This is a genomic window from Agrococcus baldri, assembly GCA_900114805.1.
GTDB classification, from domain to species: domain Bacteria; phylum Actinomycetota; class Actinomycetes; order Actinomycetales; family Microbacteriaceae; genus Agrococcus; species Agrococcus baldri.
The window spans coordinates 756,037-782,253 of record FOZN01000001.1; the positions used below are offsets into that span (position 1 = coordinate 756,037).

Consider the following 26,217-nt stretch of genomic DNA (forward strand, 5'->3'; position numbering starts at 1 on the left):
CAGAACTGAGCAAACAGAAACCTGGGGAATAGGAAGGAGGGGCTCACCCGATCGGGTGAACCCCTCCTGCGGGCGGTCGATCAGCCTCTGGCGCGCTCGTACGCGTCGAGTCGCTCGGCGTTCTGGGCGTTGAACTCGTCCATCGACTGCCGGTTCCACTCGCGTGCCTTGCGGCCGCGGCGGGCGACGATGCCGCCGACCCAGACCGGCACCTCGCGGGCGATCACGAACGCCAGCACCGACAGCGGCGCGAGCAGCAGCTGGCCCAGCGCCTGCGGGTCGATGCCCGGCAGTGCCGTGTAGCCGCCCCAGCCGCCCTGCTCCTCCATGAACGCGCCGCCGATGTGCGCCGCGTAGACGAGCAGCGCGACGATGAACGCGCCGAGCACGTGGGCCCACCAGCCGGCGCGATTCACGATGAGCGTCACGATCCAGTACGCGAGGAAGAAGATCACGACCGGCAGCAGGTACGACGGCCGGAGCCACACGGTCTGCAGCGTCTCCATGAGCGCGAAATCGCGGTCGAAGAGGAACCCGACGGCGAGGTACGCGGCCGCGAAGACGATCGCGAAGATCAGCGTCGCCAGCAGGGCGACAGCGAAGCCGACAGCCCGTGCGCCCTTGCGCCGCGGCGGCATCGGCTCCTCGACCAGCACGATGGGCGTGCCCCCGCCGGCGGCAGCGCGGGCGGTCTCGTCGTCCACCGGGATCGACGAGGCTGGCACCTCGTCGCGGATGATGCCGAACCGCTCCGTGCGCCCGGGCTCCGTCTGCGCGTCGAGCACGCGCGTCGCGGTGCCGGTGTCGGTCTGCTGCGCGTCCATCGCCTGCGTCGGCTGGTCGCCGGCGGGCTGCGCGTCCATCGCCTGCGTCGGCTGGTCACCGGCGTGCTGCGCATCCATCGCCTGCGTGGGGGCCGGCTCCGAGAACTCCGGGGCGCCGGCATCGCGTTCGCCGGCGCGCGATGCCGCAGCGGCGCCACCGACGGCCAGCCCGCCGGCTGCGGCGCCCGCTGCTGCGCCGTCTCCGCCACCGCCTGCACCGGCCGGCTCGCCGTCTGCGCGGCGCCGCAGCCCGAACGAGGGGCGGCGAGGCTCGACGAGCGCCGGCGGCGCGGCGTCGTCCACTGCATGCGCGCCGGCCGTGTCAGGGTGCTGCTCGAGCGAGCTCTCCGCAGCATCGCCGTGCGCCGCGTCCACCGAGCCGCGTGCGTCATCCGGGTGCGCGGCGGAGTGCGAGGGGCCGCGCAGCGTCGACGGGGCGATCACGGTCGGCTCGATGGATGCGTCGTCGCCGGATCCGTTGTCGGGCGCGCGGCGCTCCCGCTCTGCGGGCGCGGTCTCTTCGGCGTCGAACGGATCCTGCCTGGCCTCGGCGTCGTGCTCGACGAGCGGCTGATGCTCGTCGTGATCCCCGACCGAGACGGCTGCGACCTCGGCATCGTCGGGCGCGAGCTCCGCGGAGTCGTAGGTGACCTCCTGCTCGGCCTCCGCCTGCTCATCCGCCGCGGGGTCGGCACTGTCGGCTGCCGGCGTCTCGGCGGGCGTGCTGCCGAAGAACCGATCGCGCCACGAGGTGGGCTGCTCGTCGCTCATCGTCAAACCTCCTGAAGCGGCACGGTGCCGCGTCGTCGGCTGATTCTAGGCACGCAGCGGGGCGTGATCGCTGCGGCGCACCGCCCGAGGGGCAATCATCGGGTACGGCGAAGGGGCCGCACCCGAATCGGATGCGGCCCCTGCGCGTGCTGTCGATCAGACGATCTGACCGGGCTCCTCGGTGAACTCGCCGCCGGTGAAGGCGTCGAAGTCCAGGTAGGAGAGGTCGGACTCGTCGACCCCGCCGGCGTCGGCGAACAGACGGTTCGGGTAGCGCTCCGCCTTCGCCTCCTCCGTGGCCTCGACCGAGACGTCGCGGTAGCGCGACAGGCCGGTGCCCGCGGGGATGAGCTTGCCGATGATGACGTTCTCCTTGAGGCCCAGCAGCGGGTCGCGCTTGCCGGCCAGGGCCGCCTCGGTGAGCACCTTGGTGGTCTCCTGGAACGACGCGGCGGACAGCCACGACTCCGTCGCGAGCGACGCCTTGGTGATGCCCATGACCTCCTGGCGGGCCGAGGCGGTCTTCTTGCCGTCGGTCAGCGCGGCACGGTTGAGCTCGTTGTACCGCGAGCGGTCGACGAGCTCACCGGGCAGCAGGTCCGTCTCGCCGTGGTCGACGACCGTGACCTTCCGGAGCATCTGGCGGACGATGACCTCGATGTGCTTGTCGTGGATCGGCACACCCTGCGAGCGGTAGACGTCCTGCACACCCGAGACGAGGTGCTTCTGCACCTCGCGGACGCCGCGCACGCGCAGCACCTCCTTCGGGTCGACCGCGCCGATCTGGAGCTGCTGCCCCTGCTCGACGTGGTCGCCGTCGCCGACCTCGAGGGTCGCGCGGCGGAGCACCGGGTAGGCGATCTCCTCGTCCCCGTTGTCCGGCGTGATGACGATGCGCTTGGACTTCTCGTCCTCCTCGATGCGCACGCGACCGGCAGCCTCCGCGATGGGCGAGGCGTTCTTCGGCGTGCGGGCCTCGAACAGCTCCGTCACACGGGGCAGACCCTGCGTGATGTCGCTCGCGCCGACCGAACCACCCGTGTGGAACGTGCGCATGGTGAGCTGCGTGCCGGGCTCGCCGATCGACTGGGCGGCGATGATGCCGACCGCCTCGCCGATGTCCACGAGCAGGCCGGTGGCCAGCGAGCGGCCGTAGCAGTGGGCGCAGACGCCGACCGCCGACTCGCACGTGAGCACCGAGCGCACCTTGACCGTCTCGACACCCGCGGCGATGAACGCGCGGATCTCGCGGTCGCCGATGTCCTGACCGCCGGTCGCGAGCACCGTGCCGTCCGCAGCCACGACATCCGTCGCCAGGTTGCGGGCGTACACCGCAGACTCGACGTTCTCGTGCAGCACGAGGTTGCCGTCGATCGTCTCGGCGATCGGCACGTCCAGGCCGCGCTCGGTGCCGCAGTCGTCCTCACGGATGATGACGTCCTGGGACACGTCGACGAGACGACGCGTCAGGTAGCCCGAGTCGGCCGTGCGGAGCGCGGTGTCGGCCGAGCCCTTGCGCGCACCGTGGGTGGCGATGAAGTACTCCGCCACCGTCAGGCCCTCGCGGTACGAGGAGATGATCGGGCGAGGGATGACCTCACCCTTCGGGTTGGTCACCAGACCGCGCATGCCGGTGATGTTTCGCACCTGGATCCAGTTGCCGTTGGCGCCTGCCGTGACCATGCGGTAGATCGAGTTGTCCTCGTCGAACGCCTCCTGCGTGTCCTTCTGGACATCGTTGGTGGCCTTCGTCCAGAGCTCGGTCAGGTCGCTGCGACGCTCGGCGTCGGTGATGAGGCCCTTGTCGAACTTGTCCTGGATCTTGCGCGCGGCCTCTTCCGCGGCGCCCACGATCTCGTCCTTGTGCTCCGGCGTGATGACGTCGGAGAGCGCGACCGAGATGCCGGAGCGCGTGGCCCAGTAGAAGCCGGCGTCCTTGATCTTGTCGAGCGTCTGCGCGACGACGACCTTCGGGTAGCGCTCGGCGAGAGCGTTCACGATCAGCGAGATGACCGGCTTGGTCGCCGCCTCCGCCACGAACGGGAAGTCCGCCGGCAGCAGCTCGTTGAAGAGCGCGCGGCCGAGCGTCGTCTCATGCAGGAAGGTCTCGCCGTCGACGAAGCCCTCCGGGCGGTCCTGGTCGCGGAAGACCAGGCCGTCCAGGCGGATGCGCACGGTCGAGCCGATGTTCAGCGAGCCCTGGTCCATGGCCATGATCGCCTCGGCGACCGAGGAGAACGCACGGCCGCTGCCGACACCATCCTCCTTGACCGTGGTCAGGTGGTGCAGACCCGAGACCATCTCGTGCGAGGGCAGCGTCACCGGGCGGCCGTCGGACGGCTTCAGGATGTTGCTGGATGCGAGCATCAGCACGCGCGCCTCTGCCTGCGCCTCGACCGAGAGCGGCAGGTGCACAGCCATCTGGTCGCCGTCGAAGTCGGCGTTGAACGCCGCGCAGACGAGCGGGTGGAGCTGGATGGCCTTGCCCTCGACGAGGAGCGGCTCGAAGGCCTGGATGCCCAGTCGGTGCAGCGTGGGCGCGCGGTTCAGCAGCACGGGGCGCTCGCGGATGATCTCCTCGAGCACGTCCCACACCTGCGGCTTCGAGCGCTCCACCATGCGCTTGGCGTGCTTGATGTTCTGCGAGTGGCCCAGGTCGATCAGGCGCTTGATGACGAACGGCTTGAACAGCTCGAGCGCCATCTGCTTCGGCAGGCCGCACTGGTGCAGCTGCAGCTGCGGGCCGACCACGATGACCGAGCGGCCCGAGTAGTCGACGCGCTTGCCGAGCAGGTTCTGGCGGAAGCGCCCCTGCTTGCCCTTGAGCATGTCGGAGAGCGACTTCAGCGCGCGGTTGCCGGTGCCCGTGACGGGACGGCCGCGACGGCCGTTGTCGAACAGGGCGTCGACCGCCTCCTGCAGCATCCGCTTCTCGTTGTTCACGATGATCTCGGGAGCACCGAGGTCGAGCAGACGACGCAGGCGGTTGTTGCGGTTGATGACGCGGCGGTAGAGGTCGTTCAGGTCGCTGGTCGCGAAGCGGCCACCGTCGAGCTGCACCATCGGGCGCAGCTCCGGCGGGATGACCGGGACGACGTCGAGCACCATCGCAGCCGGGCTGTTGCCCGTCTGCAGGAAGGAGTTGACCACCTTCAGGCGCTTGATCGCGCGGATCTTGCGCTGGCCCTTGCCCTCGGCGATCTGCTTGTGCAGGTCCTCGCCCTCGGCGACCAGGTCGAACGAGAGCAGGCGAAGCTTGATCGCCTCGGCGCCCATGTGACCCTCGAAGAACTCGCCGTACAGGTCGACGAGGTCGTGGTACGTCGCGTCCTCGGCCTTCAGGTCGCCGACCTTGAGCGTGCGGAAGTCGTCGAAGACCTTCTCCATCTGCGCGATCTCGTCGTCGGCGAACTTGCGCAGCTGCGCCATCTCGCGCTCGCCGGCGTCCTTGACCTTGCGCTTCTGGTCGGCCTTCGCGCCCTCCTCCTCGAGCTGGGCGACGTCGGCCTCCAGCTGCGACAAGCGGGCGGCGATGTCCGCATCGCGGCGCTTCTCGATCTCGCCGACCTTCAGGCGCAGCTCCTGCTCGAGCTGCGGCAGGCGCTCGTGACGAGCCTCCTCGTCGACCGAGATGATCATGTACGCGGCGAAGTAGATGACCTTCTCGAGGTCCTTCGGCGCCATGTCGAGCAGGTAGCCGAGACGGCTGGGCACACCCTTGAAGTACCAGATGTGCGTCACCGGAGCGGCGAGCTCGATGTGGCCCATGCGCTCACGGCGCACCGACGACTTCGTGACCTCGACACCGCAGCGCTCGCAGACGATGCCCTTGAAGCGCACGCGCTTGTACTTGCCGCAGGCGCACTCCCAGTCGCGGCTCGGGCCGAAGATCTGCTCGCCGAACAGGCCGTCCTTCTCCGGCTTCAGCGTGCGGTAGTTGATGGTCTCGGGCTTCTTCACTTCGCCGTGAGACCAGCCTCGGATGTCGTCGGCCGTAGCCAGGCCGATCCGCAGCTCATCGAACGTTGTTGCGTCGATCAATGCAATTCCCTCTTGTCGAATTCTGTTCAGCTGCCGGATCAGATGTCGTCGATCGACGACAGCTCAGGGCGGGAGATGTTGATGCCGAGCTCTTCGGCCGTGCGGAGCGCCTCGTCCTCGTCATCGCGGAGGGTGACCACGTCACCGGCCGCGTTGAGCACCTCGACGTTCAGGCACAGCGACTGCATCTCCTTCATCAGCACCTTGAAGGACTCGGGGATCCCGGGCTCCTGGATGTTCTCGCCCTTGACGATGGCCTCGTACACCTTCACGCGGCCGACGATGTCGTCGGACTTGATGGTGAGCAGCTCCTGCAGGGTGTAGGCGGCGCCGTAGGCCTCGAGTGCCCAGACCTCCATCTCGCCGAACCGCTGGCCGCCGAACTGGGCCTTGCCGCCCAGGGGCTGCTGCGTGATCATCGAGTACGGCCCGGTCGAGCGCGCGTGGATCTTGTCGTCGACCAGGTGGTGCAGCTTGAGGATGTACATGTAGCCGACCGAGACCGGGAACGGGTACGGCTCCCCGGAACGGCCGTCGAACAGGCTCGCCTTGCCGGAGCCGTCGACCAGTCGTACGCCGTCGCGGGTGGGCAGCGTCGCATCGAGCAGGCCGATGATCGCCTCCTCGGTCGCGCCGTCGAAGACCGGCGTCGCGACCTTCGTGTTCGCGGGCGCCTCGAGCGCAGCCGGGTCGAGACCCTTCGCCCACTCGGGGGTGCCCTCGACCTTCCAGCCCGTCTTCGCGATCCAGCCGAGGTGCGTCTCGAGCACCTGGCCGAAGTTCATGCGCTTCGGGATGCCGAGCGGGTTCAGGACGATGTCGACCGGCGTGCCGTCCTCGAGGAAGGGCATGTCCTCCTCGGGGAGGATCTTGGCGATGACGCCCTTGTTGCCGTGACGGCCGGCGAGCTTGTCGCCCTCGGTGATCTTGCGCTTCTGCGCGATGTAGACCACGACCTTCTCGTGCACGCCCGAGCCCAGCTCGTCGTCGCCGTCCTCAGCGCGGAACTGCTTGACGGCGATGACGGTGCCCTGCTCGCCGTGGGGCACCTTGAGCGACGTGTCGCGCACCTCGCGGCTCTTCTCGTTGAAGATCGCGCGGAGCAGGCGCTCCTCGGCGCTCAGCTCGGTCTCGCCCTTCGGCGTGACCTTGCCGACCAGGATGTCGCCGGGGACGACCTCGGCGCCGATGCGGATGATGCCGCGCTCGTCGAGGTCGGCCAGCAGGTCGGGGCCGACGTTGGGGAGGTCACGCGTGACCTCCTCCTTGCCGAGCTTGGTGTCGCGGGCGTCGACCTCGTACTCCTCGATGTGGATCGACGAGAGCACGTCGTCCTTCACGAGGTTCTGGCTGAGGATGATGGCGTCCTCGTAGTTGTGGCCCTCCCACGGCATGAACGCCACGAGCAGGTTCTTGCCGAGCGCGAGCTCGCCGTTCTCGGTCGCGGGACCGTCGGCGATGACCTCGCCGGCCTCGATGCGGTCGCCCGCCGAGACGATCACGCGGTGGTTGTACGACGTGCCCTGGTTCGAGCGGGAGAACTTGCGCAGGAAGTACTGCTGCGTGCCGCCCTCGTCGAGCTGCACCGTGACCAGGTCGGCCGAGACCTCTGCGATGACGCCCGAGGCATCCGCCGTGATGACGTCGCCGGAGTCGATGGCCGCGAAGCCCTCCATGCCGGTGCCGACCAGCGGCGAATCCGAGCGCACCAGCGGCACGGCCTGGCGCTGCATGTTCGCACCCATGAGGGCGCGGTTGGCGTCGTCGTGCTCGAGGAACGGGATGAGGCTCGTCGCGACCGACGCCATCTGGCGCGGCGAGACGTCCATGTAGTTGACGGTCATCGGGTCGACGAGCTCGACCTCCTCGCCCTTCTTCCTGGCGATGACGCGGTCCTCGACGAACCGGCTCTTGCTGTCGAGCGGGTTGTTCGCGTGGGCGACGATGAACTCGTCCTCCTCGGAGGCGGTCAGGTAGTCGATCTGCTCGCCGACGACACCGTTCTCGACCCGGCGGTACGGGGTCTCGATGAAGCCGAAGGAGTTGATGCGGCCGAAGGTCGCGAGGCGGCCGATGAGGCCGATGTTCGGGCCTTCCGGCGTCTCGATCGGGCACATGCGGCCGTAGTGCGACGGGTGCACGTCGCGCACCTCGACACCGGCGCGCTCACGCGAGAGGCCGCCCGGGCCCAGCGCCGAGAGCGTGCGCTTGTGGGTCAGGCCCGCGAGCGGGTTGTTCTGATCCATGAACTGCGACAGCTGCGAGGTGCCGAAGAACTCCTTGATCGCGGCGCTCACGGGGCGCACGTTGATGAGGGTCTGCGGGGTGATCGCCTCGATGTCCTGCGTGGACATGCGCTCGCGCACGACGCGCTCCATGCGCGCCAGGCCCGTGCGGACCTGGTTCTGGATGAGCTCGCCGACCGCGCGGATGCGGCGGTTGCCGAAGTGGTCGATGTCGTCGACGTCGAGGCGGATGTCGACGGGCTCGCCCTTGCGGACGCCCTTGATCGTCGACTCCTCGGCGTGCAGCGCGACCAGGTACTTGATGGTCGCGACGATGTCCTCGACCGACAGCACCGAGTCGCTCATCGGCACGTCGATGCCGAGCTTGCGGTTGATCTTGTAGCGACCCACCTTGGCGAGGTCGTAGCGCTTCGGGTTGAAGTAGAAGTTGTCCAGCAGCGCGCGGGCGGCCTCGGCGGCGACCTGCTCGCCCGGACGCAGCTTGCGGTAGATGTCGCGGAGGGCGTCCTCCTTCGACATCGGCACGTCCTTCTCGAGCGTCGCCATGATCGACTCGTAGCCGGCGAACTCGCGGGCGATGTCCTCGCTCGTGAGGCCGAGGGCCTTCAGGAAGACCGTGACGGACTGCTTGCGCTTGCGGTCGATGCGCACGCCCACGGCGTCGCGCTTGTCGATCTCGAACTCGAGCCATGCGCCGCGGCTGGGGATGACGCGCGCCGAGTAGACGTCCTTGTCGGAGTTCTTCTCGGGAGTGCGGTCGAAGTAGACGCCGGGGCTGCGGACGAGCTGCGAGACGACGACGCGCTCGGTGCCGTTCACGATGAACGTGCCCTTCTCCGTCATCAGCGGGAAGTCGCCCATGAAGACCGTCTGCGACTTGATCTCGCCGGTCTCGTGGTTCATGAACTCGGCCGCGACGTACAGCGGGGCGGCGTAGGTCTTGCCGCGCTCCTTGCACTCGTCGATCGTGTACTTCGGCACGTCGAGGACGGGCTCGGAGAACGAGAGCTGCATCTTCTCGCCGAGGTCCTCGATGGGCGAGATCTCCTCGAATATCTCCTCGAGGCCGGAGTTCTCGTGGACTCCTTCACGGCCGGCGGTGCTCGGGTCGCCGGCACGCACCTTCCATGCCTCGTCGCCGATGAGCCATTCGAAGCTCTCGGTCTGGAGTGCGAGCAGGTCGGGGACAGTCAGTGTGTCCGTGATCCGCGCGAAGCTCAGGCGGCTCGCGTTTCGACCGGTCTTGGGGCTCAGTTCAGCCAAGGCAGATACCTCCGGGCCGGGAAGGGTTGCGGGTCTTCCCGGGATCGTGTCGTCGGTGAGAGACTCGTCAACACCCTGAAGCGCCCGAGAAGGGCGCGTGCCGACCGCAATATGAAGGCATGGGGGATGTCAGTGAGCGCAACCGGCAACATTACGCCGGTGAGGGCCGAAAGTCCAGTCGGAGCGGCGTGTCGGCTGGTGGCACGTTGTGCGTCGGTGGTAGCACCTGGGAAACGCGGAGCCCTGGCTCAACCGGTCTCGACGACCAGACCCCTGAGCAGCTCGTCGAGAGGGCCGTCTTCCAGCATGGCGCCGGAGAGCGTGAGGTCGATGACCTCGAGGACGGCGACGGCATCGCCGATCCGCCCGAGGCGCCGTGAGACGAACAGCGGCTGGCTGTCGGTCTGCGCGATGATCTCCACCGCGAGCGCGTCGTCGAAGCCGGTGCGCTCGACCGCTCGCCACGACTGGACGATCCCGTCGACGCCGGCGACCGCGTAGTCGTCGGTCGATTCGCCGGCCGCGTCTGCGAAGTAGAGATGTGCGACCACCTCAGCGTCGACGTCGGAGGGGAGCAGCCACAGCCGCTCGTCTGCACCCGCACGGGGTCCCGGCATCGCTGCGATCTCGGTCGCCCTGCCGATGATCGCGCGATGGAGCACGGCATCGGCCCCGGCGAGCGCGTCGGCCAGCCCGGCCGCCCAGGCGAAGACGTCGGGCGCCGACTCGTCAGGGAAGGACAGCGGCACCCGGACCCAATGGGTCTCCTCCAGATCGAACGCGTATCGCGTGCTCATCGCCAGCGCACCGTCTCCATGATCGTGTCGAGCAGTTCGACGTGGCCGCGGATCAGCTCGTCGTCCGTCTCGTCGACGTGCGTGACGGAGCCGATGAATGCCAGACCCTTCTGGTGATGCGGCTCCGGCAGCGGCAGTCCGTAGAGCACGGTGACCGAGCGGGCGACCGCGAACTCGCCTGTGCCGCGCTGCTCGCGCTCACCACGGAAGACCGGACCGATCGGCGTGTCGATGCGTTCGAGCGGCGTCTCGGTCACCGACGCGAGGCCGGCTTCGAAGGTCGTGCCGCCACGCGCCACGAACTGCCGCACCGCGATCGACATCGGCAGCACCTTCAGCTCCGTCTGCTCCGCCTGCATGAACACCTGTCGGGCGAGCTGCTTCCGCAATCCCTCCCATTGCTGCTGCAGCAGCGTGCGCATCTGCGCGTCGAGGTCCGGTCGACCCAGCTCGCGGAACCGCGCGCTGACGAGCCGCTGCACTGCCGCCAGCCCCGCATCATCGACCGAGAATCCTCGCCAACCCGGCGGCAGCAGCAGGTGGTAGCCGGTCGGGGATCCGGGCTGCGAGTCGTCAGCCGTCATCCGCGCCGCCTGCGGTCGTGCTCCGTCATCGCCCGGCCGCCCAGCAGCAGCATCGCAGCGATGGTCGCGACTCCGAGCACGATGCCGATCCAGTGCAGCCCCGGCTCGGTCTCGACGACGCCGCCCGCACTCACACTGACCACGGTCGGGAAGGCGAACTGCGACAGCAGCGACAGCAGGACCACACCGGCGACCGTGAATGAGAAGGCGGAGGGGATGCGATGGGACTGATCGGGCCCGACGAGTGCTGCCATCGGCACGAACGCTGCGAATGCGACGATGCCGATCGCGATCACGAGCCACGCGGGCACCTGGAACAGGGGCCAATCGAGCAGCTGGCCGTAGAGCGGGTCGAGGTCCCTGCCCATCCGCCCGCCCGTCAGCGCCAGCGATCCGACCACGTACGTCAGGAGCACGAGCGCGCCCACGCCGCAGGCTGCGAGTCCGATGGCATGGAATCGTGCGATCCAGCGGGCGCGCGCGTCAGCGGACAGGGCCATTGTCGATCGTGATGTTCTCGACCACGGGGAGGTCGACGCCGAGCAATCCCGTCAGGCCGATCGCGCCAGAGCTCCCATACACACTGGCGAAGCCGATGCGCTGCCACTGCGACGCTGGGCTCGTGATCGCCGGATTGCGCAGCAGATCGACGAGGTGCCCCGAGTAGGGCGAGTTGCGCATCGTGTGCACGAACGTCTGCACCTGCGCCGCTTCCGGCCCGCCGTGCAGCAGGGCGTTGCGCGGACTCACGAGCATGCCCGGTGCCGGGAGCCCAGCCCGCACGTTCGCCGGTGCCCGAAGCCATCTCCACGGCGTCGAGGCGTTCGCGATAGGGCCGCGAAGCTGCATCGAAGGAAGCCGGAACCATCCGTTGGAAGTGACCTTCAGCATCGATTGCAGTCGCATTGCCGGCAGCCCGCTGCGAACGCCCACCACCGCGGAGCCGCGCGCGCCGTTGATGAGTGGCCGGAGGGCAGGCGCTCCGCGACTGAGCAGCTTGCCCGCGCCGAACGGCAGAAGTCCGAGCCCTGCCCACAGCACGTCGCTCAGGGTCGCCTCACCAGCGGCGAACTGAATGAGCTCGCCGATCAGGATCGCCGCTGAGATCCCGACGATCACGAGAGCGAGCAGACCGGTGAGTGGAGCACCGATCACGAGGGCGATGACACCGAGCGCGAGAACGACCCAGCCGAGCACGTCCAGGAAGTTGTCGAACGCCTCCCAGAAGCCGTCGTTGTTGTCGGCAGAGTCCATCGCGTCCTCGATGCCGTCCACGGCGGTGTCGTACGCGGCGCTCCAATCGCCGAACTTCGTCTCGAAGGTCGACCAGAGCGCATCTCGCGTCTCCTTCGCGCCGCTGAGCGTCCCTTCGGCCGTCGTCACCGCATCCTCCGCATCAGCGGTCTGCTCGGCCGTCGGCTCGGTCTCCCACAGCCAGACGCGGGCGAGGCCGTCGCGATCGTCCTTCGCTTCCTCGACCGCCTGCAGCGCCGACTGGTACTCCTCCTCGGCTGCGCGGATGTTCTCGATGTTGGGATTGATCCAGTCCTGGGCGGTGTCGAGCTCCTTGCCGTACGCCTCGACGACTTCACCCGTCAGTCGGTACCGCACGGCTGCGGCGCGCAGGTCCTCTTCGACCTCCGCAGCGGTGGTCGAGAGCTTGTCCGTCGCCTGGCTCCAGTACATGCTCGAATCACCCAGTTCCACGAGTCGCTCGGCAGTCGACTCCATGGTGTCGGCGAGGACGCCCAGCACCCGGCCGTGCTCAGTGATGCTCTCGGCATTGCCTTCGAGCGCTCGCAGCTCGTACTGCTCGATCGGTGATCGCATCATCGCACCGGATCCGTGAGGGTCGTCGACTCGCCCTCTGCGTCCTGCAGGTACCCGGCGGTGTCGCGATCCCAGTTCGTCCAGGTCTCGATGAGGCCGCGGAGCGATTCGTCGATGGCCGTGAGGTTGTCGGTGAGCTTGCCGCGCTTGTCGTTCCACTTGCTCTCGAACTCGCCTGCCTTGTCACGCAGACTTCTGCGGCCGTCAGGGCTGCCGATATCCGACTCGAGCTGGTTGTTCGTGTCGCCGGCGTTCTCGAATTCGTTGATCGTCAGCGTGAGGCCACGGTGCAGCTCACGCATGCGCTCGAGATCGAGCATGATGTCCACGGTCGCCAACTCTCTACTCGGTCGCCCCCCACACCCTAGGTGCGCTCGGCGTCCGCTCGCGACGGGGAGAACTGCCCAGTGAGCGAGCGCCTCGCGCACCGTCGACGGTGGTACCCGGCAGACGCGGGAGGATGGTGCGGTGAGCACCCCGACCCGACGCCTCTCGAGCGGCCTGCACGCCGAGATGCGCTTCTCAGGCGCGGGCGGCTGGCAGCTCGTCGTCGACGGCACGCCGCAGTCGCACGTCGACCCCGAGCGGCCCGAGCTGCTGGTCTACGAGTACGTGCAGCAGATGGGCCACGCGATCGACGCGCTGCCGCCGGGGCCCATCACCGCGGTGCACCTGGGCGCCGGCGCGTTCACGCTCCCCCGCTACATCGACGCGACCAGGCGCGGCTCGCGGCAGCAGGTGATCGAGCTCGAGCCGTTGCTGGTCGAGCTGGTGCGCGAGGTCGCCCCGCTCCCCCGGGGCGCGAGCGTGCGGGTGCGCTACGGCGACGCGCGCGAGCAGCTGGCGCGGCTGCCCGCCGGGCTCCACGGCGCCGTCGACCTGGTGGTGGTGGATGTGTTCTCGGGCTCCCAGACGCCGGCCCACGTGACGACGGTGGAGTTCCACGCGCTCGTGCGCGACCTGCTCGCACCGGGCGGCTTGGTCGTGGTGAACATCGCCGACGACCGCACGCTGTCGTTCGCCAAGCGGCAGCTGGCGGCGCTGCTCGAGGTGCACGCCGAGGTGGCCGCGCTGGCCGACCCCGGCATGCTCAAGGGCCGGCGGTTCGGCAACGTCGTGGCGATCGCCGGCGCCGCGCTGCCCGAACTCGACGGCATCGGCAGGGCGCTGCGCCGCGACCCGCTGCCCGGCAAGGTCGTCGCGGGGGCCGAGCTGCGACGGTTCCTCGGCGGCGCGCTGCCTGCCCGCGACGCCGACGCGACGCCGAGCCCGGCCCCGGATCGCGGCATCTTCGGCTGACGCTGCGGCGCGACGGCGAGACCAGTGCCCCACCACCGCCTCCTCGCGCTCGACCCGCGGATTCAGCCCCAGCGACTGGCGCGCGGATCTCGATGGAGAGACCTGCCCACTGTCGCAGCGCGCGGCGCGTGCTCCCCGCGAATCGGCGCAGGTGCGGGACGATTGCGGGCATGAGCGAGTCGATCGGCTACGACCAGACCGCGCTGCGCAACGCGGTCGACGTGGGCGCGGTCGCGCGCAGGCTGCGGCAGCTCGGCAGGGAGCGTTCGCTCGCCGCCGTCTCGGAGCGTGCCTGGCTGCTCGAGTCGATCGGCCGCCTCGACGATGCGCTCACCGCCGCGAGCGAAGCGGTGACGCTCGCCCGGGCGTCGGGTTCGCGCGACCGGGTGGCGGAGGCGCGGCTGCTGCGCGCATCCGTCATCCAGACCCGCGGCGACCTGCGCACCGCGCTGCGCGAGTGCACCGGCATCATCGCCGAGTCGCGCTCGAACGATTGGGTCGAGCTGTGGGCGCACGCGCTGCAGCAGCGAGGCACCGTGCACTTCGCGCTCGGCCAGTGGCACGAGGCCTGCATCGACTTCACGGTCGCGGTCGAGCTCTGCCGCGAGGCCGAGCTGCCCGCCGAGCAGCTCGACGCCGCGGAGCTTGCGCTGATGGTCGCGACCGACCGCGACCAGACCGAGGCGCTGCGCGCCGAGCAGGATGTGCCGCGCGCGACGCATCCGATCTGGGGCGGGCGCTGAGCCGCAGCATCGCATGCGCGGCGGTCGTCATCCACAGGCGGATGCGTCGGGTTCGTGGCGCCCGCCCGACTGCTGGCATGCTCGCAGCCGTCGAAGGGTGAACGATGGCTGATCTCGAACGTGTGCGGGTGTGGGCGGAGGCGCTCATCCGGCTGCACCTCGACGACTCCTGGGCCTTCGGCTTCGACCGGGCCGCCAAGCGCGCCGGGCTGACGAACTTCACCACCCGGCGCATCACCGTCTCGAAGCATCTCGCCGCCCGCTGGGACGATGACGAGGTGCACCAGACGCTGCTGCACGAGGTGGCGCACGCGATGGTCGGGCCGCGGGTGGGCCACGGCCCGCTGTGGCGCCGCACCGCGCGGGAGATCGGCTACGTCGGCGGCCGCACGCACCAGGGGGAGATCGCGGCGGAGCGCGCCGGGTGGGTCGGCGCCTGCCCTGGCGGCCACCAGCACGTGCGGTTCCGCGCGCCGCGTGGGCGCTACGCGTGCACGCCCTGCACTCGGTCGGCTCGCAGGCTGGTCGAGGTTCGATGGGAGCGACGCAAGGAGGCGGCGTGACCCGACGCATGCTCTCGAGCGGCCGCGAGGCGGTCGTCGAGCAGGACGACACCGGCTGGACGCTGAAGGTGGGCGGCTTCGCCCAGTCGCACATCGGCGTGCCGGGCGAGGCCGCGAAGCACACCGTCATGCGCTGGATGCACGCCGCGGCGCGCGAGCTGCTCACCGACCGCGGCGGCGCGGCTGCGCTGCACATCGGCGGCGGCGCCGCGACCCTGCCGCGGCTGCTGCAGCACGACGACCCGGGCATGCGGCAGCGGGTGATCGAGCTGGAGCCGGCGATCGTCCAGCTCGTCGGCGAGCTCGCGCCGCCGCCCGACGGCGTCGAGCTGGTGGTCGACGACGGCAGGGCCGCGCTGCACGCCGCGGCGGCCGCCAGCGTCTCGCTCGTCACCATCGATGTCTTCGACGGCGGCGGCGTGCCGGCGCCGTTCACCTCGATCGAGTGCTTCGGCGCGGCCAGGCGTGCCCTCGCTCCCGGCGGCGCGCTGATGATCAACTCCGCCGACGCGCCGCCGCTGACGTTCGTGCGCACCCAGCTCGCCACGCTGCGCGCGGTGTTCGCGCACGTCGGCATGATCACGCGGGGCTCGACGCTCGCCATCCGGCCGGGCAACATCGTGCTGCTCGCGAGCGACGCAGCGCTGCCGATCGAGGCGATCAGGTCGCGCCTCGAGCCGATGCGCCCGCGCACGATGGTGGTCGGCTGGCCGCGGCTCGAGCGGTTCGTCGCCGACACGCAGCCGGCGCCGGTGAGCGATGCGACGGCGATCCCCTACGCCGAGCCGCTGCTGTCGCGGTTCTCCGCTCCTGGCGTCGTGCCCGCCTCGTTGACCGCCCCGCTGCCCTGATCCGGCGCGGCCGCACCCCGCGCATCCGCCGTGCCCGCCTTCACCGTCGCGGGCGTCTCCGGCGCGAGCCCGGCGATGGCGGGTGCCGGCGCTGACGCGGCATAGGAATCGCTGATCAGGCGGTACGAGCGCGTCAGGAACGCCAGCCCGGCCGCGAGCACCAGGACCGTGCCGGCGATCGCGAACACGATCGCGATGCCGCGCGCGCTGCCGGTGCCGAACCACGGCTCGAGGGCCGCCGCGCCGCCTGCCGAGCGCGACCAGGGGATGATCCAGAACTCGGCGAGCGGGGCGATCATGAACGCGGTGATGGGGGCGGCGGCCGACTCGAACGCCATCGCGAACCCGAACACGCGGCCCTGGCGCGGCAGCGGCACGACCCGCTGGATGATGGTCTGCTCGGCAGCCTCGGCCGCCGGGATGAGCGCCATGTACGCCCAGGTGCCCAGCGCGTAGAGCCACCACCACTCGCGGAGGGTGAACACGGCGCCCAGCACGCCCATCGCGATCGCGACCAGCAGCAGCGTGCGGATCGGCCGCCTGCCGAGGCCGAACTTGGCGATCAGCAGCCCGCCGACGATGAAGCCGGTGGAGGCCAGGCCGAACACGATGCCCCAGGTCTGCACGTCGAACAGCTCGAGCCCGTAGGGATCCATGAGCGCCATGTAGACGCCGCCGATGAAGTTGTTGAAGGTGGAGAAGACGATCAGCGCGAACAGACCGCCGATCGCCAGCACGGCGCGGATCGAGCCGCGCAGGTCGATGCCGCGCGCGCGCTCGTCCGGGTCGACGGCCACGACGTCCTCGGGGATGCGGAGCGTCGCGAGGTGGGCGAGGCTGAGCCCGAGCAGGCCGATGCCGATCGCGACCGTCCAGCCCATGCCGAGGAAGCCGATCGACAGGCCGGAGAAGACGCTCGTGACCACGAACGCGATGCCCTGCACCGTGCCGACCAGGCCGTTGGCGTTCGCGTGGCGCTCGTCGGGCACGAGGATGGTCACCGTGGTCGAGAGCGCGATGTTGCGCATGTGCTCGACGACCGACGCGGCCAGGATGATCGCCATGAACAGCCACAGCCACGGCTGGGCGAGATCGAGCAGCAGGGGCTCCGGCAGCAGCAGGTACATGACCCCGGCGACCGCGAAGCCGACGAGGGTGAGCGAGCCGGAGAGCAGCATGACGCGCTGCTTGCGGTGGTGGTCGACGATCGAGCCGAACCAGATGCTGCCGAACGCGACGAACAGCATGTAGGCGCCGCCGACCACGCCGGTGGCGAGCACGCTCTCGGTCTCGATGTAGATCCAGAAGGTGAGCGCGAACCAGACGTAGCTCGTGGTGACGTTGGCAAGGGCGGTGTTGGCGAGCACATGCAGGAACACGCGCTCCCCGGGCGAGCGCGCCCGCGTGCCGGCTGTCGCGGTCATGCGAGAACGGTAGACCCGGCCGCCCACGCGCGACAGACCCGGAGCCGCTCAGCGGGAGTCGCGCGCCCCCGCCCAGAGATCGACGCCCGGCTCGTCGCGGGCGAGCTCGTCGATCGCGGCGAGCTCGCCCGCGCTGAGCGCCGGTCCGCTGAGCGCGCCGAGGTTCTGCTCGAGCTGCTCGACGCGTGAGGCGCCGATCGTCAGCGAGGTCATGCGCTCGTCGCGCAGCGCCCACGCCAGCGCCAGCTGCGCCAGCGACTGCCCACGCTGCTCGGCGATGCCGGCGAGGCCGCGGATGCGTCGGGTCGCCTCCGCAGACACGTCCGGGTCGATCGAGGTGCCGCCGCGCCCTGCACGCGAGTCGGCCGGCACGCCATCGAGGTACTTGCCGGTCAGCAGCCCCTGCGCGAGCGCGGTGAAGCCGATCACCCCGATGCCGAGCTCGCCCGCGGTCTCGAGCAGGCCATCCGTCTCGATCCAGCGGTTGAGCATCGAGTACGACGGCTGGTGGATGGTCAGCGGCGTGCCGAGCGACCCCAGGATCTCGTGCGCCCGGCGGGTCTCTGCCGCCGAGTAGCTCGAGACGCCGACGTAGAGCGCGCGTCCGGTGCGCACGATGTGATCGAGGGCCGCCATGGTCTCCTCGAGCGGCGTCGCGGGGTCTGGCCGGTGGTGGTAGAAGATGTCGACGTAGTCGAGGCCCATGCGCGCGAGCGACCGATCGAGGCTCGCGATCAGGTACTTGCGGCTGCCGCCCATGCCGTACGGGCCCGGCCACATGTCCCAGCCCGCCTTGGTGGTGACGAGGATCTCATCGCGGTGCGCGGCGAGGTCGCTCGCCATGATGCGGCCGAAGCCGGCCTCGGCGGCGCCGTAGGGCGGGCCGTAGTTGTTGGCGAGGTCGAAGTGGGTGATGCCGCGGTCGAAGGCGGTGGTCACGATGCTGCGCTGCCGCTCGAGCGGCACGTCGTCGCCGAAGTTGTGCCAGAGGCCGAGCGTGAGCGCGGGCAGCTGCAGCCCGGATGCGCCGGCTCGGCGGTACTGCATCGTGTCGTAGCGGGCGGGGTCGGCGGTCCAGGTCATCGTGCTGCTCCTGCAGTCGTGGCGGATGCGTGGGGTGCGGATGCGGTGCCCGGCTCGGCGTGCAGCGCGGCGGCCTCCGCGGCCACCAGAGTGCGCGTCGCGCCGCGGAGCGCGACGGCCGCTGCGCAGGCGGCCGCGCAGGCGGGGCTGTGGAAGTCGATGCCGAGCGATGCCAGCTCGTCGACCACGCGGCCGGCGACCAGCAGATCGGTGGCGGTGGGGCGCAGCGAGCCGTCGGCCCAGCGCTCCCCCGCCGCCACCACGGCGATCGAGACGCGATCGCCGCGGCGCTCCTGCTCGTCGAGAGCGGCTCGCGCGACGACGTCGGCGTTCTCGAGCGTCGCCTCCAGCACCGGCGTCGCGCGCGGGGCCAGCCGCAGCAGCTGCTCGGTCTCCGGCCCGCGATCGGCGTCGGCGATCACGATCACGTCAGCGGCGGCGGCCAGCAGGCCGGCGGCACCCCACTCGAAGGTGACCTGGTAGTGCGCGCTCATCGCAGCGCGCCCAGCCGGGCGAGCGCCGCCCGCACGAGCGCACCGCGGCCGCCCTCCATCTCGCTCGTGACCAGCTCTGAGGCGGCGGCCTCCGGTGAGAGCCAGGTGAGCTCGAGGGCGTCCTGCCGCGGATCGCACGATCCTGTGACGGGCACGATGTAGCAGAGCGAGACGGCGTGCTGCCGGTCGTCGGCGTAGATGCCGTCGCCCGGCAGCGGGAAGTACTCGGCGACGTGGAACGGGGTGGGGTCGGCGGGCAGCTGCGGGAAGGCCATCGGCCCGAGATCCTTCTCGAGGTGGCGGTAGAGAGCGTCGCGCACGCGCTCGCCCCGCATCACACGGCCGGAGACGACCGTGCGGGTGATCTCGCTCTGCGCGTTCATGCGCAGCAGCAGCCCGATCTCGGTCACCTGGCCGAGTCCGTCGAGCCGCACCGGGATGGCCTCGACGTAGAGGATGGGCATGCGCTCGCGCGCCTGCTGCAGCTCGTCGTCGCTCAGCCAGCCGGGGTTGGGGTCGGGGGTGCGCACAGCCATGGCCCCCATTGTGCCCGGCTGCGCGGCGGGATGCGCTCAGGGACGCAGGCGCCGGCCTGCGCGATCGGCCCAGAGCGCGAGCGTCAGCCACAGCGCCACCACCACCAGCCCGAGCGCGATCGAGGGGATGTCTCCCAGCCGCGCGAAGGCCTCGACCGGGCTGGGCGACATGGCCTCCAGCAGCGTGCGGGCGGCGAGCGTGGTGCCGACCGCCAGCAGGCTGATGCGGCCGATGGCGGCGAAGGGCTCGGCGAACATGCCCAGTGCGGAGGTGCCGCCGCGCAGGTCGGTGTCGATCGCCGGATGCATCGCGGTCGCGAGCAGGCCGGCCAGCGTCGCGACCGCGAGGGTGAGCGGGGGCGTCCAGAGCGCGGTCGCCGGCTGCAGCGGCTGCTGGCCCCACACCGTGGGCGTGAAGTAGGCGAGCACGCTGAGCACGCCGAACAGCAGTGCCGCCAGCAGCCCGTAGCCGATCACGCGGCCGCGCTGGTGGGCGGTGACGCTGCGGGCACGCAGCAGCGCGTGCACGAGCGCGGCGCCGGCGGCTGCCGGCAGCGCCAGGCCGAGCCCGGCGACGACGGTGGTGACCCCAGCGGTGATGAGCGGGTCTGCGGTGGTGCCCGCCGCATCCGCCACCCCGGTGACGATGAGGGTCGCGGGGCTGCAGCGGTCGCTCAGCTCGCCGCACAGGCTGGTGCTGAGCCAGAGCGTGCCCGCACCGATGGCGGTGGCGACGGCGACGGCGAGCGACCAGCCCGACCAGCTGCGCGCGAGCATGCCGAGGAAGCCGAGCGCGGCGATCGCCACCCCCAGCTGCACGAGGGGTCCGGCGACGGCCATGCGCTCCAGGCCGCCGAGGGTGCCGGCCTCCGGGTCGAACGGGATGCCGGCCGCTGCGCCGCCGATGAGCGCGGCAGCGGCGGCGATCAGCAGGCCGAGCAGCAGCAGCAGCAGGGTGCGGCGGATCATGCGGCCGCCGCTCATCCAGTGGCGGTGCTGCGCCATCGCGAACGCGCAGCCGAGCACCACGGCGAACGCGGGCAGCACGATCGCGTCGATGCCGATCGCGCCCCAGGGCTCCGAGACCGGGAAGGGCCGGCGGGGGGCGGCGAGCCAGAAGACCGTCGCGAGCACGAGCAGGCCGCGAGCGGCGTCGAGCGAGACGACGCGGCTGATGCGCGCGGCACGGCCGCGCGGTCGTGCGCGGCGGCCGCTCCCGCCGCGCGACGAGGCCCCGACCGTGCCCAGCACCCGGGTGGTCGCCGACGTGTTCGTCATGGTTCGAGGCTACGGTGTTGCCGAGGGTGCTCGCCGCTCGGGGGCGCCACGGCGGAATACGCGGCGGCCCTGCGGCGCTGCCGAGACGGGGACGTCGGCACGCGACTCCCGCGAGAGGGGCATTCCATGCTGGAGATCGACGCGGACGTCGTCCGCTGGCGCGAGGGCGAGCCCGACGGCGAGCTGCTCGTGGTCATGCACGGCATCGGCTCGCACGAGGGCGACCTGTTCGGCCTCGCCCCGCACCTGCCGGCGCACCTCACGGTCGCCTCCCTGCGCGCCCCGATCGCGTACGGCGGCGGCTTCGCCTGGTTCGAGTTCTCGCCCGTCGACAGCGACGACCACGCCGTCATCGACGAGGCCGCGCACGCGGTGCTCGCCTGGCTCGACGGCCTCGAGCGGCGCTTCTCGCGCGTGCATCTGCTGGGTTTCTCGCAGGGCGGCGCGATGGCGGTGCAGCTCGCGCGCATCGCTCCCGATCGCTTCGCCTCGATCGCCCACCTCGCCTCGTTCGTGCACGCCGGCGAGCTGCCCGGCGATGCGGCGCTGGCTGCGAAGCAGCCGCGCATCCCGCTGCTGACGACCATCGGCGACCTCGACGAGGTCATCCACCGCGACAAGATCGAGCGCTCGGCACCGTGGCTCGACGCGCACTTCGACGTCGACCGCCGCACGTATCACCGCGCGCACTCGATCGTCGCAGAGGAGCTCGCCGACGTGGTCGCCTTCCTGCAGCGCGCTGCAGCCTGAGGGCCCGCGCGCACGGCAGACTGAGCGCATGGAGCGGTTCAGGCTGGGCGGTGTGCCGGGGGTGACGCCGGCGAAGTGGCTGCGCGTGTGGCGCGAGCGCGTGCCGGGCGTGCCCGCCGTGCTGGTCGAGGTGGACGAGGCGGATGCGGTGGCCGCGCTCGTGGAGGGGCGCGCCGATGCCGTCCTGGCCCGGCTCCCCATCGCCGAGGAGGGCCTGCACATCGTGCGGCTCTACGACGAGCTGCCGGTGGTGGTGGCGGCGAAGGGCCACCCGATCGTCGCCTTCGAGACCGTCACGAGCGCCGACCTCGACGGCGAGCCGATGCTCGAGCAGGGCGGCATGAGCCTGGCGCAGCTGCTCGAGACCGTCGCGACGGGTGCCGGGCTCGCGGTCGTGCCGATGTCGGTCGCGCGCGCGCTCGGCGGCGCGGAGACCCGCCATCGCGTCGTGACCGACCTGCCGTCGACGACGATCGCGCTCGCCTGGCTGGAGGCGGCGGACTCACCGCTGCACCAGGAGCTCATCGGCATCGCGCGCGGTCGCCGGGCCGGTTCCTCGCGAGGCGACCGCGCCGATCGCGAGCACCGGGTCGAGCCCGGCAACGCGGCCACGGGCGCCAAGCCGCGCCCCTCGAAGCCGCAGCCCAAGCCCGGCTCCAACCGGCCGCGCCGCCCCGGCGGCCCCGGCCGCTCGGGCCGAGCGGGGCCCGGCCGGCGCCGCTGACGACCACGAGGCATCCGCCCGTCGTCACCGCCCGGAGGGCGCCCAGCTGCCGATCCGCGGCGGAGCGACACCCGGGCTGAGCCCGGGCGCACGGTGGAGGTGCTTGGAGAGCTGCCGCTGCCGGTCGGGCTGCTGCTCGGAGCGACGGGGCGCAACGAAAACCGCGCCCTTGCTGGCGAGAGCAAAGACGCGGTTTGGCGGTGGCGGTGGGATTTGAACCCACGGTAGGGGGTTGCCCTACACGACTTTTCGAGAGTCGCACCTTCGGCCGCTCGGACACGCCACCAAGGGAATATCTTACACGAGCGCAGAACCCGGCGCCAACGCCTGGCCCAGCACCCGCACGTGCCGCAGCTCGCGCATGCCCTCCTCCGACTTCTCGCCGCCGTCGGCGTGCCAGCCGTGGGCCTCGTAGAAGTGGTCGGCGCGATGGTTGCCGACCAGCCGCCACAGATAGGCGTTCGCGTGCCCGTCGGCGATCAGCCGCCGCTCGAGCTCCAGCAGCAGCGCGTTGCCGACGCCGCGCGACCACCGCGAGGCGTGCGCGTAGATCGCGTACACCTCACCCGTCGCGGGGGCGTCCGCATCGCGCGCCGGCCCGCACATGGCCCAGCCGACCACCTCGCCGTCGGCCACCGCCACCAGGTCGTGGCAGCGCGCATCCGCGTGCATGTCATCCCAGTGCTCCATGCGGCGGGCGGTCTCGCGCTCGATGTCCATGCGGTCGAGGATCTCCTGCGGCACCAGGCCGTCGTAGGCCGCCCGCCAGGTCTCGACCCGCACTCTCGCGATGCCGGCGACGTCGTCGACCGTCGCGTCGCGGATGTTGGCGGTCATGCCGCGTCGCCAGGTGCCGCGTCGACCACGCAGAACCGGTTGCCCTCCGGATCCTCCATGATCACGTAGTCGGCGCCCCGCGGGCGCTTCGGCCAGTGCACGCGCAGCGCGCCGAGCGACTCGAGCCGGTCGACCTCTGCAGCCTGGTCGTCGGCATACAGGTCGAGGTGGATGCGCGGCGGCAGGATGCGCTCGCTGGGCACGGCGTCGAGGGAGACGTTCGGCCCCTCGCCGGAGCGCGGGCGCAGCAGCGCGAACCCCTCGTCGAGCGGCACACGGGGCTCGTAGTCGAGCGCTGCCGTCCAGAACAGCAGCTGGCGATCGAGGTCGCTGCAGCGGATCACGATCGAGCCGACACTGAGCATGAGGCCAAAGGTACTGGGTCGCCCGCCGATGGTGCTCCCAGTCCGCGCGCAGGCACGCTGCTGACAGGTGGGCACGGTGCCGGCCCGGGGCGTCACCGGTCGCCGGTAGCCTCGCAGGCATGGCCAAGGCTCCCGCGTTCCGCTGCTCCGAGTGCGGCTGGTCGACCCTGAAATGGGTCGGCCGCTGCGGTGAGTGCCAGCAGTGGGGCACCGTCGAGGAGGTCGGCGCATCGGTGACGCGCATCCGCCCCGCCACCGTGCCCGCCGGCCGCGGCGCACGGCCGATCACCGAGCTGCAGACGACGGATGCGCCCCGGTGGCCGACCGGGATCGGCGAGTTCGATCGCGTGCTCGGCGGCGGGATCGTGCCGGGCGCGGTGGTGCTGTGCTCGGGCGAGCCGGGCGTGGGCAAGTCGACGCTGCTGCTGGCCGTCGCCGCGAAGGCCGCGGCCGCCGGCAGGCGGGTGCTCTACGTCTCCGGCGAGGAGTCGCTCGCGCAGGTGCGGCTGCGCGCCGAGCGCACCGGGGCGCTCGAGCCGCAGCTCTATCTCGCCAGCGAGACCGACCTGGCGACCATCCTCGGGCAGCTCGTCGAGACGCAGCCGGAGCTCGTGATCGTCGACTCGGTGCAGACGGTCGCGAACGCCGACAACGACGGCCTCGCCGGCGGCCCCAGCCAGGTGCGCGACGTGGCGGCCGCGCTCACGCGTGCGGCCAAGGAGGCGGATGTGCCGCTGCTGCTGGTCGGGCATGTCACCAAGGACGGCACGGTCGCCGGGCCGCGGCTGCTCGAGCACCTGGTCGACGTCGTCGCGCACTTCGACGGCGATCGGCAGACGGCGCTGCGGTTCGTGCGCGCCTCCAAGAACCGCTTCGGCGCGACCGACGAGGTGGGCTGCTTCGAGATGACCGGCGACGGCATCGTCGAGGTGCCCGATCCCTCCGGCCTGTTCCTCTCGCGTTCGACGACGCCGCTGGCGGGCACCTGCGTGACCGTCGCCCTCGAGGGGCGGCGGGCGATCCCGGTGGAGGTGCAGGCGCTCGTGGTCGCGGCCTCGACGCCGCAGCCGCGCCGGGTCGTGAACGGCGTCGACGCGTCGCGCGTGGCGATGGTGCTCGCGGTGCTCGAGCGGCACTCCGGCTTGCACCTGGGCGGCAAGGACGTCTACGTCTCGACCGTCGGCGGCATCAAGCTGACCGAGCCGGGCGCCGACCTGGCGATCGCGCTCGCCATCGCGAGCGCCGAGCACGGCGTCGCGCTCCCCCGCCGCCTCGCGGCCATCGGCGAGATCTCGCTGGCGGGAGAGATCCGCGCGGCCTCGGCGGCGGGCCGCCGCGTGCAGGAGGCCAGGCGCCTCGGCTACACGCGCGTCGTGGACGACGCCGTCGGGCTGGTGCGAAACGCCGTCCCCGAGGCGATCAGGCAGGGCCGCAGCGAATCGGCGCCGGCGCAGCGACCGGTCGCCGTCCCCGAGTTCTAGAGCCGCTGCGCTGCGGCGCTCCGATGCCGGCGGCGCCCGCTCACGGGTGCGGCACCCGCGCGGCCGCTCGAGCGACCGCATCGACCGAGCGCCGCACGTCGTCGTCGTCGGTGGCCCAGTTGCTCACCGAGATCCGCAGCACAGCACGATCCCGCCACTGTGAGCCCGACATCCACGCGGTGCCGTCGTCGATGAGCAGCTGCGTGACGCGGCGGGTGCGCTCGTCGGAGCCGAAGCTGATGCAGACCTGGGTGAAGACGACGTCGTTGAGCACCTCGGCGTGCGGGATGGCGGAGATGCCGTCCGCGAGCGCGAGCGCCGCGTCGGCGAGCCCCTCCACGAGCTCGACGACGCCCGAGCGCCCGAGCGATCGCAGCGCCGCCCACACCGGGATGCCGCGAGCACGGCGCGAGAGCTCCGGCACCTTCTCGAACGGGTCGCCGGGCCCGTGATCGTCCGAGATCAGGTAGCTCGTGTGCAGGCCCAGCGCGGCGCGACTCGCCTCCGGCCGCGCGACGATCGCGACACCGCAGTCGTACGGCACATTGAGCGTCTTGTGCGCATCCGTCGCCCACGAGTCCGCGTGCGCGAGGCCCTCGAGGTGCTCCGCCCAGCGCGGGCTCACCGCAGCCCACAGCCCGAAGGCGCCATCGACATGCACCCAGGCGTCGCGGTCGTGCGCGATCGCCGTCGCCGTGCCGATCGGGTCGAATGCGCCCGAATGGAGGTTGCCGGCCTGCAGGCAGACCAGGCTCGGTCCGGGGTGCGCGTCCAGCGCCTCGGCGAGCGCATCCGGCAGCATGCGGCCCTCGGCGTCGGCCGGCACGACTTCGGGCGCTCCGAGCCCCAGGTAGCGCAGCGCCAGGTCGATCACGTCGTGCCGCTGCGCGCCCACCAGCACGCGCACGCGAGGCGCACCGAACAGACCGTCGCGATCGAGGTCCCACCCCGCTCGCTGCAGCAGGTGCTGGCGGCCTGCGGTGAGCCCGACGAAGCTCGCCATGGTCGCGCCGGTCGTGAAGCCGACGTCGCTCCCGTGCGGCAGCCCGAGCAGCTGGAGCAGCCACCCGCCTGCGGCTTCCTCGATGGCTGCGGTGGCGGGCGTCGCGAAGCGCATCCCGGCGTTCTGATCCCACGCGCTGACGAGCCAATCGGCGGCCAGCGCCACCGGCAGCGTGCCGCCGATCACCCAGCCGAAGAACCTGCCGGACTGCATCGCCATCAGACCCGGCTCGCTCAACGCCGCGAGCTCGTCGACCACGGCGCCGGCGGCGCTCGGCCCCTCGGGCAGCGCTCTCGCGAACTGCGGCACCAGCCGGTTGACGTCGACCGCGGGACCGACGTGCCGCTCGGGCACCGCGTCGAGCCAGGCCTGTGCGTGGAGTCGGGCGCGATCGAGCGGCTCGCGGTAGGCATCCCCGGGGGCCGACATG

General features: G+C 71.2%; 23 protein-coding genes and 1 tRNA gene. 7 read left to right on the top strand and 17 right to left on the bottom strand.

Annotated features, from left to right (window positions below; genetic code table 11):
* Window positions 1–80: 80 nt before the first annotated feature.
* From BM288_RS03645 to BM288_RS03680, 8 genes are all read right to left on the bottom strand, one after another.
* A complete protein-coding gene (locus tag BM288_RS03645) occupies window positions 81–1,595 on the bottom strand; it encodes a hypothetical protein (RefSeq protein WP_092915924.1) in 1,515 nt (504 codons plus the stop codon).
* A gap of 156 nt (window positions 1,596–1,751) precedes the next feature.
* A complete protein-coding gene (rpoC, locus tag BM288_RS03650; protein ID WP_092915926.1) occupies window positions 1,752–5,636 on the bottom strand; it encodes a DNA-directed RNA polymerase subunit beta' in 3,885 nt (1,294 codons plus the stop codon).
* A 38-nt stretch (window positions 5,637–5,674) separates the two neighbouring features.
* Window positions 5,675–9,145 (bottom strand): DNA-directed RNA polymerase subunit beta, encoded by a 3,471-nt coding sequence (rpoB, locus tag BM288_RS03655; protein WP_092915928.1) that lies wholly within the window; start codon window positions 9,143–9,145, stop codon window positions 5,675–5,677.
* Window positions 9,146–9,393: 248 nt separating this feature from the next.
* Window positions 9,394–9,942 (bottom strand): hypothetical protein, encoded by a 549-nt coding sequence (locus BM288_RS03660; protein ID WP_092915930.1) that lies wholly within the window; start codon window positions 9,940–9,942, stop codon window positions 9,394–9,396.
* A complete protein-coding gene (locus BM288_RS03665; protein ID WP_092915932.1) occupies window positions 9,939–10,526 on the bottom strand; it encodes a hypothetical protein in 588 nt (195 codons plus the stop codon). The genes BM288_RS03660 and BM288_RS03665 overlap by 4 nt, the downstream gene beginning before the upstream one ends.
* The gene (locus tag BM288_RS03670) at window positions 10,523–11,026 is read right to left on the bottom strand and encodes a hypothetical protein (protein WP_092915934.1); all 504 of its coding nucleotides are present in this window, start codon (window positions 11,024–11,026) and stop codon (window positions 10,523–10,525) included. The genes BM288_RS03665 and BM288_RS03670 overlap by 4 nt, the downstream gene beginning before the upstream one ends.
* On the bottom strand, window positions 11,010–12,356 hold the full coding sequence (locus BM288_RS03675) for an AAA family ATPase (protein WP_143103003.1): 1,347 nt from the start codon (window positions 12,354–12,356) through the stop codon (window positions 11,010–11,012). The genes BM288_RS03670 and BM288_RS03675 overlap by 17 nt, the downstream gene beginning before the upstream one ends.
* Window positions 12,356–12,685 (bottom strand): hypothetical protein, encoded by a 330-nt coding sequence (locus tag BM288_RS03680; protein WP_092915938.1) that lies wholly within the window; start codon window positions 12,683–12,685, stop codon window positions 12,356–12,358. Before BM288_RS03680 ends, BM288_RS03675 begins: the two co-directional genes overlap by 1 nt.
* Window positions 12,686–12,824: 139 nt before the next feature.
* Here BM288_RS03680 and BM288_RS03685 point away from each other — a divergent pair, with 139 nt between their 5' ends.
* The 4 genes from BM288_RS03685 to BM288_RS03700 all read left to right on the top strand — a co-directional run bounded on the left by BM288_RS03685 (window position 12,825) and on the right by BM288_RS03700 (window position 15,812).
* On the top strand, window positions 12,825–13,655 hold the full coding sequence (locus BM288_RS03685) for a spermidine synthase (RefSeq protein WP_318255307.1): 831 nt from the start codon (window positions 12,825–12,827) through the stop codon (window positions 13,653–13,655).
* 170 nt (window positions 13,656–13,825) lie between these two features.
* Complete coding sequence (locus BM288_RS03690) at window positions 13,826–14,398, top strand: hypothetical protein (protein ID WP_092915940.1); 573 nt, start codon at window positions 13,826–13,828, stop codon at window positions 14,396–14,398.
* 104 nt (window positions 14,399–14,502) lie between these two features.
* On the top strand, window positions 14,503–14,961 hold the full coding sequence (locus tag BM288_RS03695; RefSeq protein WP_092915942.1) for a SprT-like domain-containing protein: 459 nt from the start codon (window positions 14,503–14,505) through the stop codon (window positions 14,959–14,961).
* Window positions 14,958–15,812, top strand: coding sequence for a spermidine synthase (locus BM288_RS03700; RefSeq protein ID WP_092915944.1), 855 nt, complete (start codon window positions 14,958–14,960; stop codon window positions 15,810–15,812). Before BM288_RS03695 ends, BM288_RS03700 begins: the two co-directional genes overlap by 4 nt.
* Here the strand turns inward: BM288_RS03700 and BM288_RS03705 are convergent.
* From BM288_RS03705 to BM288_RS14225, 5 genes are read right to left on the bottom strand one after another with little or no spacing between them, the layout of a single operon-like run.
* A complete protein-coding gene (locus tag BM288_RS03705; RefSeq protein WP_092915946.1) occupies window positions 15,737–17,236 on the bottom strand; it encodes an MFS transporter in 1,500 nt (499 codons plus the stop codon). The genes BM288_RS03700 and BM288_RS03705 overlap by 76 nt on opposite strands.
* Window positions 17,237–17,284: 48 nt before the next feature.
* Window positions 17,285–18,319 (bottom strand): L-glyceraldehyde 3-phosphate reductase, encoded by a 1,035-nt coding sequence (mgrA, locus tag BM288_RS03710; RefSeq protein ID WP_092915948.1) that lies wholly within the window; start codon window positions 18,317–18,319, stop codon window positions 17,285–17,287.
* Entirely contained in the window at window positions 18,316–18,813 is a 498-nt protein-coding gene (locus BM288_RS03715) for a hypothetical protein (RefSeq protein WP_092915950.1), read from the bottom strand. Before BM288_RS03715 ends, mgrA begins: the two co-directional genes overlap by 4 nt.
* Complete coding sequence (locus tag BM288_RS03720) at window positions 18,810–19,349, bottom strand: NUDIX hydrolase family protein (RefSeq protein ID WP_092915952.1); 540 nt, start codon at window positions 19,347–19,349, stop codon at window positions 18,810–18,812. Before BM288_RS03720 ends, BM288_RS03715 begins: the two co-directional genes overlap by 4 nt.
* Before the next feature lie 36 nt (window positions 19,350–19,385).
* Complete coding sequence (locus BM288_RS14225) at window positions 19,386–20,627, bottom strand: hypothetical protein (RefSeq protein WP_143103004.1); 1,242 nt, start codon at window positions 20,625–20,627, stop codon at window positions 19,386–19,388.
* A gap of 126 nt (window positions 20,628–20,753) precedes the next feature.
* Between BM288_RS14225 and BM288_RS14230 the strand changes: the two genes are divergently transcribed.
* Window positions 20,754–21,377 (top strand): alpha/beta hydrolase, encoded by a 624-nt coding sequence (locus BM288_RS14230; protein ID WP_143103005.1) that lies wholly within the window; start codon window positions 20,754–20,756, stop codon window positions 21,375–21,377.
* Between the two features lie 28 nt (window positions 21,378–21,405).
* Window positions 21,406–22,101 carry a LysR family transcriptional regulator substrate-binding protein gene (locus BM288_RS03730; protein WP_092915954.1) on the top strand — a complete coding sequence of 232 codons (696 nt, stop codon included), beginning with the start codon at window positions 21,406–21,408 and terminating at the stop codon, window positions 22,099–22,101.
* Window positions 22,102–22,296: 195 nt separating this feature from the next.
* Here BM288_RS03730 and BM288_RS03735 read toward each other — a convergent pair.
* The 3 genes from BM288_RS03735 to BM288_RS03745 form a co-directional block, all read right to left on the bottom strand.
* A tRNA-Ser gene (locus BM288_RS03735) sits at window positions 22,297–22,387 on the bottom strand.
* A gap of 11 nt (window positions 22,388–22,398) precedes the next feature.
* Window positions 22,399–22,938, bottom strand: coding sequence for a GNAT family N-acetyltransferase (locus tag BM288_RS03740; protein ID WP_092915956.1), 540 nt, complete (start codon window positions 22,936–22,938; stop codon window positions 22,399–22,401).
* The gene (locus tag BM288_RS03745; RefSeq protein ID WP_092915958.1) at window positions 22,935–23,303 is read right to left on the bottom strand and encodes a VOC family protein; all 369 of its coding nucleotides are present in this window, start codon (window positions 23,301–23,303) and stop codon (window positions 22,935–22,937) included. The genes BM288_RS03740 and BM288_RS03745 overlap by 4 nt, the downstream gene beginning before the upstream one ends.
* A 119-nt stretch (window positions 23,304–23,422) precedes the next feature.
* On the opposite strand from BM288_RS03745, the gene radA reads away from it, so the two are divergent.
* Window positions 23,423–24,784 (top strand): DNA repair protein RadA, encoded by a 1,362-nt coding sequence (gene radA, locus BM288_RS03750; RefSeq protein WP_092915960.1) that lies wholly within the window; start codon window positions 23,423–23,425, stop codon window positions 24,782–24,784.
* Between the two features lie 40 nt (window positions 24,785–24,824).
* On the opposite strand, the gene BM288_RS03755 is transcribed toward radA, so the two are convergent.
* A complete protein-coding gene (locus BM288_RS03755) occupies window positions 24,825–26,216 on the bottom strand; it encodes a pyridoxal phosphate-dependent decarboxylase family protein (protein WP_092915962.1) in 1,392 nt (463 codons plus the stop codon).
* Between the last annotated feature and the right edge of the window lies 1 nt (window position 26,217).

Coding starts and splice junctions, on each gene's coding strand:
- BM288_RS03645 (WP_092915924.1), bottom strand. CDS start 1,595: ATGAGCGACGAGCAGCCCACCTCGTGGCGCGATCGGTTCTTCGGCAGC.
- BM288_RS03660 (WP_092915930.1), bottom strand. CDS start 9,942: ATGAGCACGCGATACGCGTTCGATCTGGAGGAGACCCATTGGGTCCGG.
- BM288_RS03665 (WP_092915932.1), bottom strand. CDS start 10,526: ATGACGGCTGACGACTCGCAGCCCGGATCCCCGACCGGCTACCACCTG.
- BM288_RS03670 (WP_092915934.1), bottom strand. CDS start 11,026: ATGGCCCTGTCCGCTGACGCGCGCGCCCGCTGGATCGCACGATTCCAT.
- BM288_RS03675 (WP_143103003.1), bottom strand. CDS start 12,356: ATGCGATCACCGATCGAGCAGTACGAGCTGCGAGCGCTCGAAGGCAAT.
- BM288_RS03690 (WP_092915940.1), top strand. CDS start 13,826: ATGAGCGAGTCGATCGGCTACGACCAGACCGCGCTGCGCAACGCGGTC.
- BM288_RS03695 (WP_092915942.1), top strand. CDS start 14,503: ATGGCTGATCTCGAACGTGTGCGGGTGTGGGCGGAGGCGCTCATCCGG.
- BM288_RS03705 (WP_092915946.1), bottom strand. CDS start 17,236: ATGACCGCGACAGCCGGCACGCGGGCGCGCTCGCCCGGGGAGCGCGTG.
- mgrA (WP_092915948.1), bottom strand. CDS start 18,319: ATGACCTGGACCGCCGACCCCGCCCGCTACGACACGATGCAGTACCGC.
- BM288_RS03715 (WP_092915950.1), bottom strand. CDS start 18,813: ATGAGCGCGCACTACCAGGTCACCTTCGAGTGGGGTGCCGCCGGCCTG.
- BM288_RS03720 (WP_092915952.1), bottom strand. CDS start 19,349: ATGGCTGTGCGCACCCCCGACCCCAACCCCGGCTGGCTGAGCGACGAC.
- BM288_RS14225 (WP_143103004.1), bottom strand. CDS start 20,627: ATGACGAACACGTCGGCGACCACCCGGGTGCTGGGCACGGTCGGGGCC.
- BM288_RS14230 (WP_143103005.1), top strand. CDS start 20,754: ATGCTGGAGATCGACGCGGACGTCGTCCGCTGGCGCGAGGGCGAGCCC.
- BM288_RS03730 (WP_092915954.1), top strand. CDS start 21,406: ATGGAGCGGTTCAGGCTGGGCGGTGTGCCGGGGGTGACGCCGGCGAAG.
- BM288_RS03740 (WP_092915956.1), bottom strand. CDS start 22,938: ATGACCGCCAACATCCGCGACGCGACGGTCGACGACGTCGCCGGCATC.
- BM288_RS03745 (WP_092915958.1), bottom strand. CDS start 23,303: ATGCTCAGTGTCGGCTCGATCGTGATCCGCTGCAGCGACCTCGATCGC.
- radA (WP_092915960.1), top strand. CDS start 23,423: ATGGCCAAGGCTCCCGCGTTCCGCTGCTCCGAGTGCGGCTGGTCGACC.
- BM288_RS03755 (WP_092915962.1), bottom strand. CDS start 26,216: ATGTCGGCCCCCGGGGATGCCTACCGCGAGCCGCTCGATCGCGCCCGA.